13 protein-coding genes are annotated in these 18,466 nt (G+C 54.9%); 11 read left to right on the top strand and 2 right to left on the bottom strand.

What is annotated here, in order from left to right; all coding sequences use genetic code 11:
- Window positions 1-186 precede the first annotated feature (186 nt).
- The 11 genes from AC5DDB_RS26570 (at window position 187) to AC5DDB_RS26520 (ending at window position 17,284) form a co-directional block, all read left to right on the top strand.
- A complete protein-coding gene (locus tag AC5DDB_RS26570) occupies window positions 187-1,194 on the top strand; it encodes a DUF1559 domain-containing protein (protein ID WP_491742795.1) in 1,008 nt (335 codons plus the stop codon).
- A 102-nt stretch (window positions 1,195-1,296) separates the two neighbouring features.
- Window positions 1,297-1,710, top strand: coding sequence for a hypothetical protein (locus AC5DDB_RS26565; RefSeq protein WP_491742794.1), 414 nt, complete (start codon window positions 1,297-1,299; stop codon window positions 1,708-1,710).
- A gap of 384 nt (window positions 1,711-2,094) precedes the next feature.
- Window positions 2,095-3,246, top strand: a complete 1,152-nt coding sequence (locus AC5DDB_RS26560) for a hypothetical protein (protein ID WP_491742793.1) — start codon at window positions 2,095-2,097, stop codon at window positions 3,244-3,246.
- A gap of 134 nt (window positions 3,247-3,380) precedes the next feature.
- Complete coding sequence (locus AC5DDB_RS26555; protein ID WP_491742792.1) at window positions 3,381-7,892, top strand: cytochrome c biogenesis protein; 4,512 nt, start codon at window positions 3,381-3,383, stop codon at window positions 7,890-7,892.
- A 192-nt stretch (window positions 7,893-8,084) separates the two neighbouring features.
- On the top strand, window positions 8,085-9,887 hold the full coding sequence (gene lepA, locus AC5DDB_RS26550) for a translation elongation factor 4 (protein ID WP_491742791.1): 1,803 nt from the start codon (window positions 8,085-8,087) through the stop codon (window positions 9,885-9,887).
- Between the two features lie 147 nt (window positions 9,888-10,034).
- Window positions 10,035-11,498 carry a 30S ribosomal protein S12 methylthiotransferase RimO gene (rimO, locus tag AC5DDB_RS26545; RefSeq protein WP_491742790.1) on the top strand — a complete coding sequence of 488 codons (1,464 nt, stop codon included), beginning with the start codon at window positions 10,035-10,037 and terminating at the stop codon, window positions 11,496-11,498.
- Window positions 11,499-11,742: 244 nt separating this feature from the next.
- Window positions 11,743-12,381, top strand: coding sequence for a CDP-diacylglycerol--glycerol-3-phosphate 3-phosphatidyltransferase (gene pgsA, locus AC5DDB_RS26540; protein WP_491742789.1), 639 nt, complete (start codon window positions 11,743-11,745; stop codon window positions 12,379-12,381).
- Window positions 12,382-12,548: 167 nt separating this feature from the next.
- Window positions 12,549-12,737 carry a hypothetical protein gene (locus AC5DDB_RS26535; RefSeq protein WP_491742788.1) on the top strand — a complete coding sequence of 63 codons (189 nt, stop codon included), beginning with the start codon at window positions 12,549-12,551 and terminating at the stop codon, window positions 12,735-12,737.
- A 231-nt stretch (window positions 12,738-12,968) separates the two neighbouring features.
- Entirely contained in the window at window positions 12,969-13,634 is a 666-nt protein-coding gene (locus tag AC5DDB_RS26530; protein WP_491742787.1) for a GNAT family N-acetyltransferase, read from the top strand.
- Between the two features lie 398 nt (window positions 13,635-14,032).
- Complete coding sequence (locus tag AC5DDB_RS26525; protein ID WP_491742786.1) at window positions 14,033-16,945, top strand: BamA/OMP85 family outer membrane protein; 2,913 nt, start codon at window positions 14,033-14,035, stop codon at window positions 16,943-16,945.
- Window positions 16,946-17,047: 102 nt separating this feature from the next.
- Window positions 17,048-17,284 carry a hypothetical protein gene (locus AC5DDB_RS26520; RefSeq protein ID WP_491742785.1) on the top strand — a complete coding sequence of 79 codons (237 nt, stop codon included), beginning with the start codon at window positions 17,048-17,050 and terminating at the stop codon, window positions 17,282-17,284.
- Between the two features lie 109 nt (window positions 17,285-17,393).
- Here the strand turns inward: AC5DDB_RS26520 and AC5DDB_RS26515 are convergent, their stop codons facing one another.
- Both AC5DDB_RS26515 and AC5DDB_RS26510 read right to left on the bottom strand, forming a co-directional pair.
- A complete protein-coding gene (locus tag AC5DDB_RS26515) occupies window positions 17,394-17,945 on the bottom strand; it encodes a Uma2 family endonuclease (RefSeq protein ID WP_491742784.1) in 552 nt (183 codons plus the stop codon).
- Window positions 17,946-17,993: 48 nt separating this feature from the next.
- On the bottom strand, window positions 17,994-18,383 hold the full coding sequence (locus AC5DDB_RS26510) for an ATP-dependent Clp protease adaptor ClpS (protein ID WP_491742783.1): 390 nt from the start codon (window positions 18,381-18,383) through the stop codon (window positions 17,994-17,996).
- Between the last annotated feature and the right edge of the window lie 83 nt (window positions 18,384-18,466).

Below are 18,466 nucleotides of genomic sequence, written 5' to 3'. Positions count from 1 at the left end.
CGACGTTGTGTTGCAAGTTCTTGTTAGGAAGAAGGTTGCGTTTTTTACTTGTCAGATTTGGAGAATCGTTGTTGCCAATGATTTTTTGGACTAGGTGAAAACACGGCGCGAAATATGCATTGTTGCCTAGTCCTCTGTTTTCAACCTGCCTGTTATCCCGCCTGTTTTCCTTCCGGAGATGCCTCAATGAAACTTAATTTCCGCCCCCGGTCCCGCGTGGGGTTCACGCTGATCGAATTGCTTGTCGTAATTGCGATCATCGCAATTCTGATTGCTCTACTGCTGCCTGCCGTTCAGCAAGCCCGTGAGGCGGCCCGCCGATCACAATGCAAGAACAATATGAAGCAACTCGCATTGGCGATGCACAATTACCAAAGCACTTTCAAAGTGTTTCCATACGGTCACCGCAGTGATTCGTCACCCTCAACGATTACGCACATCCGTGACTGCTGGTTCCAACGTTTCTTGCCTTTTATCGAGCAAAACGCACTCTCCGAAGCCTACGAAACCGATACGACGCAATGGATTCACGCCTTAACCGCCAATACAGCAACGGCTTACATTGCAGAGACTGTGGTGCCCGCGATGACATGCCCGTCGGATCCGGGAGCACCAGGTAAAGGAGCGAACGGCGGAACCACGGCGTTCCAGGGTAACTATGCGATGGCAGCAGGTGTCGGGGCTTATACGCTCGATACCACCACCAACCCCGCGACGATTTCGGTCACCGCCGGCGATATTGCCTATGGCGATCCAAAGGGGATGTTCTTCGAAAAGTCGTCGACGTCATTCCGCGACTGTATTGATGGCTCGACCAACACCCTGATGGCTTCGGAAGGCATCATTCGGACCGGAACGAGTGCTTCCTGGGGAGAACTGGGCGGCTACTGGGGCGGTGCACCGCACGGTTCGTATGGGGTTTCTTCCGCAGAACCACCGAACACAAGTGTGCCCGACCGTGTCTACACCTGCAAAGCCGCCTCGGTCCCTGCTGCTCCCAATGATGCACCCTGTGAAAGCGGTAACACAAGTGGACTCACCGGTCGCTGGAACTTCGCCCGAAGTTTCCATCCTGGCGGTGTGCAGGGTGCAATGGTTGACGGTTCCGTCCGCTTCTTTAGCGACACGATCGACCGGCAAATTTGGATGCGAATCGGCATCCGCAACGATGGCCAAGTTATTAGCGAGTTTTAGACCTTAGTTGTTGTCATGCCTTCTGTTTTAGACGAAATCGAACACGCAAGCCGGCTTTCTGCTGAATATCCGGCTGCTTTTGAAAACGGAGAACTCCCCGCCATGCTCGCCCCTCGTGCACCCGGGATTGGATTGTTCGCGGTCTTTCTCGCTACTCTCGGTTGTGGGGGTGCTTCCGAGGGACCGGTCACTTATGCCGTCAGCGGTACGGCCACGTTCGATGGCGAACCCATCGAAACCGGCCGAATCACTTTCCGTCAAACAGAACCGCCACGCAAAGCGTTCTCGGGCGAGATCGTGAACGGAGAATACGACTTGGAAGCCGAGGAAGGCGCGATGGAAGTGAAAATCATTGCATCGCGACCAGTTCCCGGCAAATTCGACAACTCCAACGGCACCCCGGAACCGGTCGGCGAAATGTATATTCCGCTGAAGTACAACGACCGAACCGAGTTGTCTGCTACCGTCACTCCCGACGGCGAGAACGAATTCCCGTTCGAGTTGAAATCGAACTAAACGAGCGACTCGAAGTCGAGTATCACATACCCTGCGAAGCCGTCGTTTCTGGAAGTTCCCAGAGACGACGGCTTCTTTATTGGTGCGAACGTCAATTTGGACCGCGAGAAATCTCCGTCGATTTCGGGAGGTTCTCCGACGACAGCGTGTACCTTTTGGAACCGAGCCGACTATAATAAGGTAACAGACATCAATTTCGCTTGATTTGAGCGAAGTTGGATATGCTGTCGGTCACAGGAATGGAGTCGCACGTGACTGCCCCATTTTCCTGCCCGTGAACTTCCAGCTCGTGTCGGTTCCGCGTAAATAGCAACGGGGGATCGTTTTACGACAATCAATGCCGGCAAGATTGCCCGGTCACAACACCAGCCTCGCGTTGAATTTATGCCTAGAATCTTTGCGCTCCGCGTCCCGCCTGTGACACCGTTAGTGACTGTTTTGGCAGGTCTGTGTGCTCTCGTGTCCGTTGGTTGTGGTCCACGCAATCAAATTAGCGAGTACACTGTTCGCACGGAAAAGGCGTTGTTGGCGGAGAATCGGCTCGAAGAGCAAATCCTTGGCGCGGTGGTTCGCAAAGACGATCGGGCTTGGTTTTTCAAGATTCGAGACGCCAAGCCGAAGGTCAATGCCGTTAAGGACGCCTTCGAGACCTTCGTGAAAAGCATTCGATTCAACGACGATGGCAAACCCGAATGGACACTTCCTGAGGGGTGGACATCGACCGAGGAAACGGGCTTACGGTTCGCGACATTGAACATCGAAACGGGTTCCGAGACCGATCCCGATACCCTGGAAGTCAGTGTGATTCCGTTGCCTGTCAGTGATGGCAGTTGGGACGACTACTTGAAAGACAACATCAACCGTTGGCGGAATCAGCTCGGCTTGTCTCCGCTCAATATGTTGGCAAAGAGCTATCACGATCCGTCCAAAGACACCGATGGTGTTGTCCAGTTCGAACTCAGCGAGAACTCCGGAGCGGATCCGAATACCGTGTATGTGGTTTCGATTGTCGGCAGCGGTGGCGATGATTCGATGTCTGCACCGAAACCTCCGTTTGCCGGCACTGCCCCCACAACTTCTCAGCCACCCAGCGAGAACAACGGACCAATGCGTCCGACGGTCACCGCGAGTGCAGAACCGATTTTGAAAGCTCCGGACAATTGGACGAAGTCGCAAAACGACCAATTTAGTGCCGCTGCTTATGAAGTCGTCGATGGCGACGAATCGCTGCGGATCACCGTGACCTCACTTGGTGGTGGAGCGGGTGCGTTGTTGCCGAATGTGAACCGCTGGCGACGCCAGGTCGGTTTGGACCCGGTCGACGACAGCACCGTTGGAACCGTGACCGAGCCGATCACCGTCGACGGGCAACCCGGACATCTGATGTTCTTCGATGGTGCCGAAAATGCTTTGTATGGGGCGATCGTGCCCCAGGGCGGACGCATCTGGTTCTTCAAACTGATCGGGCCACCGAAACTCGCTGCCCAAGAACAAGCTGCCTTCGCCGACTTCGTTCGCTCTGCAAAGTTCGAATAAACATGAGATGTGTGCCACGGCTCTGTGAGTCGTGCGGTCTGGAAGTGACTAGGGTCACTTAGTACGGCTGCTAGAGCCGTTGCACACGATGAAGATAAAGCCGAATCCAGAGATCAATCGAGGATGTTTCAATCATGAGTGCCGACGCCATGGATTCGAAATCCGCTGAAAACTTGCCGACGCCCGAAGAATCTCGTATTGGCGGGTTTGGGTCCGCGATCCAGGAGATTCTAACCACTCTCGCGTCGCTGAAATTGACCGTCGCGTTGTTTGCGTTGGCGATTTTCATCGTCCTTGCAGGCACACTTGCCCAAACCGACCACGGAATTTGGACGGTCGTCAGCAAGTACTTCCGCTTGGAGACCGACGCGACTTTCGATACCACCTCCGTCTCCGCATTCACGGAAACAAGTTGGGAAGTCGTCAAGGAGATGGTCCACCCGAAAGAGTGGTTCGTGCACGTTGACATGAAACTGCTCTTTCCGCCATCGTTCTTCGCCGGGCAAGGGCGGCCGGAATTGGATTCGCCGATGGACCCCGTGCGGCTTGGCACGTCGATCTTTATGGGTTTCGGTTGGATGGCGTTGCTGCTGCTCTTCATGCCGAAGAGTTGGGACTGGCCAGTGAAGTTGGCCGTCTATTTGCCGATGGCGATCGGTTATACGATCGCGACGGATATCACCAGCGGCATTTGGTTTCCCAAAGGTTGGACCGTCGGTGTGGTGATGGCGGCCAACTTGTTGGCAGCTCACTTGATTCGTTTTAAAGTCCAAGGTCGCGGAACTGCGGCCATCGCCGGTTCGGTGTTATTGGGCGTCGGTGGATTGCTCACCGCGTGGGTGATTAGTGAAGGTTCGAACAAAGACGGACTTTCCTCGACTGGGAACTTCGGAGCCGTTGAAATTTGGAATGCGTTTCTGGTCTCGCTCGTTGCGATCGGGGCGATTATTGGTTACGTGGGAGCCCGTTTGAAAACACCCGTTTGGCCGGGTCGTGTGTTTTGTTGGATCATCGCCGTCGGTTTCGCTGCGACTGCCGCCGCGTTGTTTGTGGGGATTGACGAAACATCCGTCAAAGAGAACTACTCCGGCATGCGGATTCTTTGGCAACTCATCAAAGCCACGCTCGCCGCGATGGTGTTGCTGGCCGGTTGCTCGCTGTTGTTCAAGAAGCGTGCCGGTGTCGTGCTGCTGCACGGCGGAATCGGTTTGATGATGCTCAGTGAATTGCTCGTCGGCCTGAGTGCCGTCGAAGCCCGCATGACACTCCGCGAAGGACAAACCCTAGACTACGTCTTCGATATCCGCAAAATCGAACTCGCTGTCCAACATGATGCCGACGAAGAAGACGAACAGTACAGCGAAGTCGTCGTGCCGGAATGGATGATCAAGAAAAGTCACCGCACCGGCGAGCCGATCACAAACGAAAAACTGCCGTTCGATTTCGTGGTGAAAGAGTTTTACGAGAACTCCGACCTCCGAACGGCGAAATCGGATGATAAGAACCTCGCAACCGAGGGCGTCGGCACGCAGGCGTTTAGTTTTCCGATGCCGATCAGCACCGGGACCGACAACGCTAGCATGGTCGATATGTCCGCCGTGTATGTCGATGTGATCGACAAGAAGACCGAGAAAAAACGCGGCACATGGTTGTTCAGTTTGTTCCTCTCCGAACCGCAAGTCATCACCGTCGATGGCAAACAATATGGTGTAACACTGCGGTTCCATCGGATTTACAAGCCGTATTCGTTGCATCTGATTGATGTCAGCAAAACCGATTACATCGGCACGGACACGCCTCGCGATTATCGCTCCGAAGTGCAAGTCTTCGATAAAACGCGGGACCTGACCAGCACCGTCGATATTTGGATGAACAACCCGCTTCGCTTTGGAGGCGAGACGTTCTATCAAAGCGGTTACGATCGCAACCCGCGAACCGGTGTGGAGACAACCACACTGCAGGTCGTCGAAAACCGCAGTTGGATGATTCCTTACGTCTCCTGCATGATCGTCGCCGTTGGCATGTTGGCCCACTTCGGCGTGATCCTGCTACGATTTTTGGATCGGCGGCAACGTGACCGGCTTCAGACGCAAGGACTCGAACAGCATAGTCAGTTCTATCTGCTGGGTTTTCTGTTTGGACGACTTGGTCGAGTGGCTGGCGAGAAAGCCGACGAAGCATACGCACGTCGGAAAATGGGGATTGACGATCCCAATGACCAAAGTCCGACAAAGCGAGACGCGTTATTGTATCTCGGCGTCCCGTTGCTCATCGTCTTTCTTTGGGCCGGTTGGCTCGCTGGGAAGGCTCGGGTGCCTTCGGTCGAGGAAGGGCAATTCAGTTACTACAACTTCGGTGAGATTCCGGTCGTCAATGAAGGCCGCGTGAAGCCAATTGACACGGTCGCCCGCACCACACTGCGAATGCTTTCCGGTCGACAGGAACTTCTTGCAGAAGTCGAAAAAGACGGGGAAACGGAAGAAGTCCGTTTGCCGGCGACGAAGTGGTTACTCGACTTGATGACGCTGCCGGAAGAGGAGCTCGATCACAAGATCATCCGGATCGATCACCCACAGGTGCTCGCGAAACTCGACTTGTTCGACCGGGATCGGCATCTGTATTCGTACGCGGAGTTGATCAAGAAAGAAGACATCATCAATCGTGAGATCGCGGCCGCGGAAATTCAGGCCCAAGCCGCCGCGGATAAAGTCGCAAAGAAGGAAGCCGAGAAACAACTCTCCCAGGCAGTTGGTAAAGATGCGAAAGCCGCTGCGGAAGAGGCCGTCAAGAACGCGAAGGGGGATCCGGCTCCGTTCCGCAGTATTTATCACAGTCGACTGCTCGACTTGCGACGGCGGATTTCCATCGTTCAGGAACGGCGGGAAATGTTGAAAACCGTCCCGTTCACCGGACGGATGGCAATTAACAATCTCGGCTTGGTCGCGAATTTGCAAGACAGCCAGATGCTCGATGCGTTCCCGATGTTGATTTACTCGCCGACCGTTGGCAAATGGCAACCGTATGTGTTGGCCGCGTCACGGCTGACGCTGGCGGAGTTGGTCGAAAAACACGGTCTCGAAGAAACCGCCAAAAACATCGCCCGCAAAAGCCTGCCGCAATTGCTGACGGAAATCGAAGTCAGCAAGGTTTACGACTATCTCGAAATGATGCGAAACAAGGCGGCGGAAACGGTCGGCGAACAAGCGAAGCAAATTCCGCTTTCGGACCTTGCCCGTTTCGAACTCGATCGTGGCTCGTTCAAGGGCATCGACGGTGAATGGAAAACCGTGATGGAAGCCATTGCCGATGCCGGTCGAGATGGCAACGCAACAACGGTTGCGGCCAAATTGCCCGATAGTGTCGTGCAGAAAATCTTCGAAGAGGCAATCGACACATTCCCCGGCGATAATCGGGAATCAAAAATTGAAGATGCAGCCGGTCGCATGGGGCAACGCGCACAACTGTTGGTCAATGCGGTCCTGCGTGATCTGCCCAGCGATGCCGAGTCGGATGAAACTTCGACCAACGTCTTGCCTCGAATTTTGGCCGCTTATGCAGCGGATGAGCCACAAGCGTTCAACGAAGCGGTTGCGAATTATCACGCCGCTGTGGAGTCAATTTCTCCAGAACTTCCCGGCAAGGCAAAAGGGGATTTGGACGTTGAACGGACCGATTTCGAAGCGTACTTCAATCAGATGGCTCCGGATTATCACCTGCTGTTCCTTTACCTGTTCGCCGCGATTCTTTCGATGGGGGCCTGGTTGGGGTGGAGTCGGGTGCTCAACGCGAGTGCATTCTGGCTGATTGCGTTTACCTTCGTGCTGCACACACTGGCACTATGGGGGCGAATCTACATTTCCGGTCGCCCGCCGGTGACGAACTTGTACTCCTCGGCCATCTTTATCGGTTGGGGATGTGTCGCCCTGGGGTTGGTCTTCGAGTTGATTTGGAAAATCGGTATTGGGAACCTCGCTGCGGCTGTCGCGGGTTGCAGTACTTTGACGATTGCTCACCTGCTGACGACGGAAGTCCTCAACGAAGGTGGTGACACGATCAAAGTGTTGCAAGCCGTTCTCGATACTGGGTTCTGGCTGGCAACACACGTGGTGTGCATTACTCTTGGTTACTCCACGACTTACGTCGCCGGGTTGCTGGGGATTGTGTACGTCGTTCTCGGCATGTTCACGCCAAAGCTCACGCCGAAGATGGATCGCGAACTGACCCGCATGATCTACGGGACCGTGGCGTTTTCGATCTTCTTTAGTTTCGTCGGTACGGTGCTCGGCGGACTCTGGGCGGACGACAGTTGGGGCCGTTTCTGGGGATGGGACCCGAAAGAAAACGGGGCTCTGATCATCGTGCTTTGGAACGCATTGGTGCTCCATGCCCGGTGGGGTGGCATGGTGAAAGATCGTGGTCTCGCAGTGCTGGCGATTGCGGGGAACATTGCGGTCAGTTGGTCTTGGTTCGGCGTGAACCAACTCGGGAAGGGCCTGCACTCGTACGGCTTTACCGACGGCGTGATCAAAATGCTCTTTGCAGTGATCTTCGCTCATTTGCTGCTGATCATTGCCGGTTCCATTCCGAAGACCTTTTGGTGGAGTTTCGCCCCAGAGGACAAGAGTCAGGCGGCAGGAGGCCGGTAACACGTGTCAGGAGACAGGGTTCGGGCGACAGGAGTCAGTTTCAATCTGATTCCTGCCCCTGACTCTTGATCCCTGATTGCCGTCCCCTATTCCCGACCGGGCGTCTTCAACTATAATAGGCACCGCGCTGAAGGTCCGCATGGTGGGACCGACCAGAGCATTTCTTTCTTTGCGATTGCAAACGGACAGTTTATGGACCCGCAGTTCATTCGGAATTTTTCGATCATCGCCCACATCGACCACGGCAAAAGCACGTTGGCCGACCAATTCCTGCTGCAAACCGGGGCGATTACCGAACGGGAGTTCAAATCTCAACTGCTCGACGATTTAGACGTCGAACGCAGCCGGGGAATCACGGTGAAAGCTCGAACGGTCGCGTTGCGTTACAAGCACGAAGGGCAAGAGTACGAGCTGAACTTGATCGACACACCCGGGCACGTCGATTTTCACTATGAAGTGTCGCGAAGTCTCGCCGCTTGCGAAGGGGCGTTGTTGTTGGTCGATGCGTTTCAAGGCGTTCAAGCTCAAACCGTGGCGAATGCCTACGCAGCCATTGAAGCGGACCTCGAACTTGTGCCGGTCATCAACAAAATCGATTTGCCAGTGGTGCGAATCGACGAAGTGATGGAAGAAATCGAAACGGTTCTCGGTCTCGATCCGTTCGAATCGATCAAGTGCAGTGCTAAAACCGGGTTGGGTGTGCAAGACGTGCTCGGAGCGATCGTCAAACGCATTCCCCCGCCAAGTGGCAAACCCGAAGATCCGTTGCGGGCATTGGTGTTCGATAGCAAATACGACGGCTTCCGCGGTGTGATCACTTATGTGCGGGTGGTTGAAGGAACTGTCGAGGTCGGCCAAAAGATTCAATTCATGAAAGCCGGCACGGTGAATGAAGTGCTGGAACTCGGCCAATTCCGTCCGCATCTCACGCCCTGCAAGAAGCTCGGGCCGGGGCAAGTGGGCTACATTCTCACCGGTATCAAAGACCTTTCGACCGTGCATGTCGGCGATACGGTGTGTAATCCCGAACGCAAACCGGAAAAAGCGTTGCCCGGGTACCAAACGCCGCAGCAAATGGTGTTCTGCGGGATGTACCCGATCGACGCGACCGACTTCGAAAAACTTCGTGGCGAACTCCAAAAGCTGAGCATGAACGACGCCAGCTTTACGTTCCAACCGGAAACCAGTGACGCCCTTGGTTTCGGTTTTCGCTGCGGTTTTCTGGGGATGTTGCACATGGAGATCATCCAGCAACGGTTGGAGGGCGAGCAGAATATCGACCTCATCCAAACCGCCCCGAACGTGACCTATCGGATTCTCAATCAGCAGGATGAAGAGATTGAGATCGACAACCCGCAGGATGTGCCGGACGCGGGGCAAATCAAGGAGTTCCGCGAACCGATTGCCCGCGTGACGTTCATCATTCCCGAAGAAAATATTGGCGTGCTATTGGCCCTTTGCGAGGACCGTCGCGGGATTTACAAAAGTACGGAATACCTGGGCACAACCCGGGCACAGATCGTATATGAGTTGCCGTTGGCGGAAATTGTGTACGATATGTACGACAAACTCAAAAGTGCCACACGGGGCTATGGCACGATGGATTACGACATCATCGGCTACCGCGACGCCGATTTGGTGAAGATGGATATTCTCGTCAAAGGGGTCAAGGTCGATGCCCTGTCGACGATCGTGCACCGCTCGAACGCCGAAAAACGCGGTCGGTCATTGTGCAAACGCCTCAAGGAAGAAATCTCGAAACACATGTTCGAGATCCCACTGCAAGCCGCGATCGGCAGCCGAGTGATTGCCCGCGAAACGATTTCCGCCCTCCGCAAGAACGTGACGGCCAAATGTTACGGCGGGGACATCACCCGTAAACGCAAACTCTGGGCGAAACAGAAGGAAGGGAAAAAGCGGATGAAACAATTCGGCCAAGTCGAGATTCCGCAGAAAGCCTTCCTGTCTGTCCTCGATGCCGGGAAAGACGATTAAGTTTCTGCTGTCGAGTTTCGCGTGTGGTCAGTAAAATCGTTCACGGGAAAAATATTTCTGGGGATGATCTCCATTCATTCTCTGAAAACGCATTGTTCATGAATCGCCGGTATCCATCGGGGGTTCGACAGCTCATCTGAGAAATCCATGCAACAGCTTCCTATTCTCGATCAATCCCAGCCGACCCAGCCAACGCTCGTGGATGCCCCTGAAGTGTCCGATGCCAAGGGGCGTTATGCGTTTGTGAGTTTGGGGTGTCCGAAGAATTTGGTCGACAGCGAGAAGATGCTCGGCACATTGGCGGTCGAGGGGTATTCGCTCGTGTCGGAGCCAGAGGGGGCGGACTTTGTGATCGTCAACACCTGCGGCTTCATCGATAGCAGCCGGGAGGAATCGAAAGCCGTCATTCGGGAAATGCTCGATTTGAAACGAGCTGGGAAGACGAAGGGGGTCATCGTCGCCGGTTGCTTGCCCGAGCGGTTGGGAGCGGCCGGACTGCGAGACGAACTGCCGGAGATCGATCACGTCGTCGGTGTGTTCGGTCGCGATGAAATCAATCAGGTCGCGGATCGGTTGGTGCGGGATGTCGGGCAGACCGAACGACCGTCAGCCGAGGAAATGCGAGACGAACAACGCAACGTCTTCCGACCGGCTCCGATTCAAGCCCTCGACGATCGCGCTCGATTGCGAATTACGCCGAATCACTTTGCGTATCTGAAGATCAGCGAGGGTTGCGACCGGACGTGCACGTTCTGCTCGATTCCCAGCATGCGAGGCAAGCACGTCACGAAGCCGATCGAGATGGTCGTCGCGGAAGCCGAGGAGTTGGCAGCCGACGGGACCAAAGAACTCATTCTCGTCGCGCAAGACACGACGTATTACGGTTTGGATCTCTACGGCGAAGTGCGGCTCGTGCAGTTGTTGAAGGAGTTGGAAAAGGTCGAAGGCATCGAGTGGATTCGCCTGATGTACCTCTATCCAATTCACTTCACGGATGAGCTCATCGAGACGATCGCCGAATCCGAGAAGATCATTCCCTATCTCGATATGCCCCTTCAGCACATCAGCAGTCGTGTTTTGAAACGGATGCAGCGGCGGGTCAATCGAGAACAGACGATTGAACTGGTGACCAAACTCCGTGAGCGGATTCCGAATCTGGTGATGCGAACGACGTTCGTAGTGGGGTTCCCCGGTGAGACCGAAGAGGAGTTTCAGGAACTCAAGGATTTCGTGTACGAGTCTCGCTTTGAACGAATGGGGGTGTTCCCGTACTCGCTCGAACCCGGCACGCCTGCGGTCAAGTTGGATGGGCATCTGCCGGAGGAAGTCAAACAGGCCCGCGTGGACGAACTGATGGCATTGCAGCAGGACATTGCATTTGCCTTCGGAGATACGCTGCTCGAATACGAGTTGGATGTGCTCATCGATGAGGAACTCGAAGACGGTTTGTACGCTGGCCGCATTTACGCGGATGCGCCGGAGATTGACGGCACCGTGTTCGTACAAGGCGAAAATCTTCCAATTGGAGAATTCGTTCCGGTCGAGATTCTTGAGCGTCGCGGTTATGATTTGATTGGAGTGCCCATCAGCGAGGAGGCCGACGAGGACTGAGCACGACTTTCATACGGAATTGACGACGGTAGTTACAGGCCCATTCCGAACGTTTCGAGTTTCGGTATTGAGGATCAAAGATCGAGGATTGCGGTTTCATACTAGCGATGCTCCATCTTCCATCCTTAATTCCGAGTCGGCGTCGGGAATGGGAAGTCACTACCGATCATTTTCCCATGGCAGCATCGCTCTCGCACACATCGAGATTCGTCGGCAAGAAGATCGATTCAGAAAAGGCGCCGTGATGTCGACGACAGATCCCCAAATCAGCTCGGAAACGCAAACTCCGCGGATTGGTCCTTTGACCAGCGGAGCCCTCAACCTTCCCAATGCCATCACCATCAGTCGATTGGCGTTGTCGATTGTATTGTTCATTTTGATTGATATCGACGGTTGGTGGCGAACGGCGGCTGCGTTGTTCTTGTTCGCAGCCGCGACAGACTTCCTCGATGGTTGGGTCGCTCGGCGATATGGCTTGGTCACGACATTGGGCCGCATCTTGGATCCCTTTGTCGACAAGATCATCATCTGCGGATCGTTCGTGTTCTTGCTTGGTTTGGGTGTCGAACGAAGTGGCGTAAATGCGTGGATGGTGCTGATCGTCGTCGGCCGCGAAATGTTCATCACCAGTCTGCGTGGCTTCATGGAGCAGCATGGCATCGACTTCTCCGCGAGTTGGAGCGGTAAATTCAAAATGGCCGCCCAGTGCTTAGCCGTCACGGTGGTGTTGTTGGCCCTGAGTCCGGAAGTCGTTGCGGTTTGGTCATGGATGCCGACGTTCCGAGACGTATCGCTTTGGCTGGCGATTGGACTGACGGTTTACAGTGGTGTGATTTACGTCTTCCGAGCCGCTCAGATGCTCCGCAACCCAATGGGCTCGTAGGATTTCGAACGATGGGCTTTGATTTTGCCGAAAAACCGGCGAAATTCATTGAATCCGTAGAATCCTATCTTGACATTCTTATCAGTTTTCGGACGATGAAGCGCGCAAGTGCTGATATGGTGGCAGGTTCCACCATTTTCTTGTTTTCACTCTGAGAGGATGCACCCATGAAGATTTCCGATTTCCAGAACGAAGTTGCCCGCCGCGTCGACACCGACAAAACTCAAATTAGTGTTGCAGAAACAAAGCGGGTTCTTTCCGAAGCGTTCCTCGTTCTCGCCGGGTTGGACGCCGCCGACGCAATTGATACCGTCTCCAAAGGCATGGCCGGGGCCGCTAAAAAGCTGGCAAAGTAACCGCAGTCGGGGGTAGTTCGTCTCCGCTTCTTAGTGCGGCGTGGACACAAGCACGTTGACGACTTCAGTTGGCAGGGTAGAATGGGGCGATAGCCGAAACGTCGGTGTTCGCCTCTTGTTTTTTGACGATGCGAAATCGTCATCGATCAATCCGTCTGATCGGCTTTCCAGGCGACGCTGGTGTTGTTTGTCGAACCCGCGCCCCATCAAAGCCTTTTCAAGGCATTGGTCATGACTGCTGCCGTAAATTACGTTCGCCGATTGCGAATGGAATTAGATTTCTCTCAGCAGCCGCTCCCCGCGCCGATTCTACCGGAAGGGTACCGTTGGGTTCCGTGGACGTTCACCGCTCTCGAACGTCATGCAGCGGTGAAGTACCTGAGTTTTCGGGAAGAGTTCGATGCGAAGCTTTTTACGAGTTTCCAGTCGTACGCGAATTGTCATCGACTGATGCGGTGTATCTCTCGGCATGAGCGTTTCGCCCCCAAGGTCACTTGGCTTATCGCTCGAATTCCGTTCGACGCCTGGAGTACGAACCTCGACTGTGCAACGATTCAAGGGATCGTGAAGTCACGGTACTTGGGGGCCATTCAGAACGTGGGCGTGGTGCCGGAACATCGTGGATGCGGGCTTGGTCGGGCACTGGTGCTGAAGTGTTTGAATGGCTTCCGGTCACTGGGAATGCAACGTGTCATGCTCAATGTGACCGGTTCCAACGAGGCGGCGATTGACTTGTATCGCTCGCTGGGGTTTCGCGCGAAACGCACGTTCTATCATCCAACGTCTGACGAGATCGATCCACTCTCGTCGGAAGTTGGCACCGAAGAGCCGGTGTCTGTCGGGAACTCACACCGGCTGAGAAACGGCTCGACTTTAGCCAAATCTCTCCCATCTTGAGAGATTTGTCAATAAAGATTTTCCGAGTGATTTCGCGGAAACTCCTCTTGTTGCGAGTGGGGATTTTCAGTATTTCTGCCGGAACCGGACGTCTCGCGGGCGGGACTGCGATATGTTCGGGAACCCTTCAAGCGAATTGAGAAGGGCAGAAAACGGAGTTTGTTTTCGACGACAATTCGGCTTCGATCCAAGCACATCGTCGGAAATCGTTCGCTGCAACTCTCGACTCGATACCAATCTTGTAATTTCCGGTTGAAACCTGACAGCAAACACTTCGGTCTGTTTGATTCGGCGAGTCTTGCGAGCAATTGCAAGTCTGGTGACCCGCAGGAGGCGGTGTCACGGTTCGTTGAATAGACCAACGTTTGCATCGTATCGCACGACGGAATGGATGCACCATGAACAGCCGTTCGTTAGGCAAGGAACGCCGCGCGATGGTTCAGTTTGATTCGTACTCGGCACGGAACAAGTGGCGAGCGATTCGACGGATCGTCCTTGGGCTCAGTCTTGGAGCGTGTATCACCTCCCCGGTTTTGGGCCAATCTGGTTTTCCCGGTGGAGCGGCACCGAATGCCCCTGTGCCGACCAGCTTCGAAGAGCCGACTCGGCTCAGTTCGCCTCCAGTTTCCAGTTTCGATGCGAAACCGATCCGCACCAGCGACCTGCCGGATACCGGTGCGGAACTGGTCGACGTGCGTGTCGAAGGCAACGTCACGATTCCGGCGTCTGCCATCGCGAAGTACATCACGACTCGTGCCGGTCGTGCGGTCGACGAAGCCCAAATCCGCAAGGATGTGCGAGCCGTCTATGGCACGTCATGGTTCCTGAGTGTCGAACCGAGCCTGCGACAAACGGAAGAAGGTTTGGTGCTTGTGTTTCGTGTGGTGGAACGACCGATCGTTCGTCGCGTGGAATACAAGGGAAATGATCAAATCAAAACCAAGCACCTTGCGGTTCGCACGGGGATCGAACCGGGCAGCCCGTTCGATGTCGCCGCCAACCGTGAAGCGGCTCAGGTGTTAGAAGAGTATTACCGCAAGGAAAAAGGTTTTGCTTTTGCCACGGTGGAACTCGAAAAAGGCGGTTCTCGGCAAGATCGCGAAGTGGTCTTCAAGATCACGGAAGGTCCGAAAGTTGTCGTGACGAAGATCGGTTTCACCGGCAACGAAACCTTCCCCGATACGCTGCTCAAAACGAAAACTGTCAGCAAGACGGCGTTTCTCGGGTTGGTCGGTGGACAGTACGAGAAGGCGACGATTCCGCAAGATATCGCCGCCCTGAAACAGTATTACCACGGGCTGGGCTACTTCGACGTGAAGATCACGGAAGACGTGCAATTCGCCGATGGGAATTGGGTTCCTCTGCCCGGCGAGCGAGCACACGCCCATGTGAATTACATCATCGAAGAAGGCATTCGTTACCGCGTCAATCGAATTGATGTGTACGGTTCCGAAGTCATCCCCGAGCAGAACCACCGTGTCGACATGAAGTTGCAGGAAGGGGATTACTTCAATGCCCGATTCCTCGCTCAAGACATCAACACCATGCAGGATAAGTATGGTGAACTCGGTCGTGTGTACGCCAAGGTCAATGCGACACCGCGATTCCTCGAAGAACCGGGCGTGGTCGATTTGGTCTACGAGATCGATGAAGACATGGTCTATCGGATTCGGCGGGTCGATGTCGTCTTTCGAGGCGAGCATCCGCACACGAAGAAATCCGTGGTGCTCAACCGCGTGTTGACTCGTCCCGGCGAGTTGGCCAACGCACGAGACATTGAACTGAGTCGTAAACGTCTCGGCGGTGCCGGGTTGTTCGAACGCAGCGGCCCGACGGCTCCGAAGGTGAATATGCAGCGGGTCGAACCGGAACTCGAACGCGGTGCCAACATTCGTGGGCAAAGCCCCGACGGTGCTCCCGGTGCGTTCCGTCCTTTGCAGAATGTGCCGACGCCGCATGCGGGAGAGGCTCCAATTGTGAAGCCGATTTCGCAGCCGCAATCCCAATACCAACCGCAACTCGATCCGGCTCAGGCCATCGAATACCCGGATGTCTACACTGTTCTCCGTGCGAACGAACCGATGCCGGTCGCTCAAATGGATGACGACTTACTGATCTTCCGCGGTCAAAGTTTCGAACCTTTCATTCCGCCGTTGAATCCGCTGATCGAACAGAACCCGCAAGGGGACCCGCTCGACCCGGCACTCCGTCAACCGCGACAAGGTGAGTTGGACTTGCTCTACGAATTGACCGAAGCTCAAACCGGACGATTGATGTTCGGGGTGGGGGTCAACAGTTCGTCCGGGTTGGTTGGTTCGATTGTGCTCAGCGAACAGAACTTCGACTTGTTCCGTCCGCCGCGGAGTTTCCAAGACATCCTCGATGGCACCGCGTTCCGAGGTGGCGGACAACGCTTCCGCTTGGAAGCCGTGCCGGGGACCGAAGTCAGTCGGTACTTGGTGAGTTGGACCGATCCCTACATCTTCGATACGAATTACAGCCTGACCCTCAGCGGTTTCTACTACCAACGTTACTTCCAAGACTGGAGCGAACAACGCGAAGGTGGCCGGATCAACGTGGGTTACCAGTTCTCGCCGCAATGGTCTGCGTCGGCTGCGATTCGATTGGAGAACGTTGAACTTTACGATGCCGACTTGGTGTTGCTGCCAGGGAACGTGATTGCTCCGCAGCTTCTTGCCGATGCGGTGGGTGACAGTTTCCTGTCGACCGGGCGTGTGTCCGTTGTGCACGACACTCGTGATGCAGCGTTCTTGCCAGGTTCAGGACACCGGGCAGAACTGAGCTACGAACAAGCTTTCGGCGACTTCGACTATCCGCGAATCGAGGGTGAAGCTCGGCAATACTTTACGCTCCGTGAACGACCGGATGGCGGCGGACGGCATACTCTCGCCGTCGGTGGTCAGGTCGGTTGGACTGGCGATGATACGCCAATCTTTGAACGCTTCTTCGCTGGTGGTTTCCAAACCTTCCGTGGCTTCGATTTCCGCGGCGTCGGTCCGCAAGAAGTCGGCGTGCGACTCGGTGGTACGTGGATGGCGCTCGGGACCGTGGAATATCAGTTCCCGTTGCTTGCCAACGATATGCTGCAAGGTGTGGTGTTCTCCGACTTCGGGACCGTCGAAGACGACGTCGCCTTCGAAGACTTCCGGGCTTCGGTCGGTGCCGGTTTGCGAGTCTCCGTGCCCGCCTTGGGTCCGGTTCCGTTGGCCTTCGACTGGGCTGTGCCGATCGTCGATCAAGACACCGACGACCGTCAAATCTTCAGCTTCTACATCGGCGTCAACCGCTGATCGTTGCTGAGTCAGACATACCGAAATCTCTCACAAGCCGCCGGTTCCCACCGGCGGTTTTTTTATGCGTCAAGCGAGTTAGCTTGTGATATCGTGATCGGTATGAGCAATCGAAACAGACTAAGTTCCGCAGAAATCGAGCGAAGACTATCCGACGTCGAAGCCGTTACGGACGCCATGAACCGCAGTCTTGGCAAAGCGATGCGGGAGCACAAGTTGATGGGGCGGTCGGTGGTGAGTTATCGGGACGGGAAAGTCGTGCAGATTCCGCCGGAGGAAATTCCCGACTACGATGAAAACGGCGAACTCATCGAACCGAAGCCAAATCAAGATTCGTAGGGTGCGTGCAGCGAAGCGTGACGCACCGACTTAAACACGCTGTGTTTTTGCCACCGTTCATCGTCAACCTGCTTGGTGCGTTGCGTTTCTCTTCACGCACTCTGCGAGTTCACTCGAAAAATCGCGAAACGCGTTCTCGGAAGCCATCGAGCGGTGCGGGTAGCGTGAGTTCATCATCGGCGGTCAGGGTTTCGTTGCCTCGGTCGGTGTAGAATAGGCGGGCGGTTTGGTCTTCGGGATCAAGCACGACGACGCAATCCACGCCGGCTTGCAGATACTCAGTGACTTTCTCATGGATGTCCGGCCAACGGTCGCTCGGCGAACGCACTTCGAAGACGACATTCGGTGAGACCGTTGGGTACTGCACAATCTCGGCACCCTTCGGAATGCGGTCGTAACTGTGAAACATCACATCCGCCCCACGCACCGTATCGGGATCGCGTTCTGTGATGACGCCGGAGTCCGCACCAGCTACATGACCCACATCATGTTGGTCGACGAAATTCCAGAGCGATTGGCAAATTCGTGCGACGACTCGGCCATGTCGGTGTCCTGGCGGATTCATTGAAACAACCTCTCCCTGAATCAACTCACAGAATTCCGTCGACGGAATTGTTTCGAAAAACTCCTCGGCCGTGAGTAATTTTTGCTGGGTTGCCATGAACTTTTCTTTCGCGGAATGCGTTCACACGGGTGCGGGGAGGATCCGTTAGTCGCCGGGGAGCGGTTCGATGGTGACTCCCAACGGGAATTTGACCGGGATGGAGGCGTACAAGTCATCGCCAAAGTTGCGGATTTGATCGCGTTTCAACTCAGCGACTTCCATCGCTCCCGACCACACCATGGATTGACCGGCCGTGTCGATTTCGCGTGTCAGAGTGAACGCTTTTTCGATGTTATAACCGAAAACTTTTTGCAGACATTCAATCACGTATTCATAAGTGTGCAAGTCGTCGTCGTGCACGATGACGGCGTAAGGAGGTTGTCGCTTCGTGCGGTTTTTTGTGTCTTCCTGAGGCTTCTTTTTCGGTTCGGCTTTCGGGCGAACGATTGGTTCATCGATGACAGCCGTGTCGGCTTCGGAGGGAAACTCCGGCATGTGACTCTCTCTCCTATTTTCTGAGAACCCGGTGGGGCACCGAATTGTCTAAACCATATTCCGGTCTGTGGTAAAACGGAAAA

The sequence above is a fragment of the Thalassoroseus sp. genome, assembly GCF_984380535.1.
The sequence above is the reverse complement of the archived record's forward strand: the minus strand, read 5'-3'. Positions and strand labels throughout refer to the sequence as shown.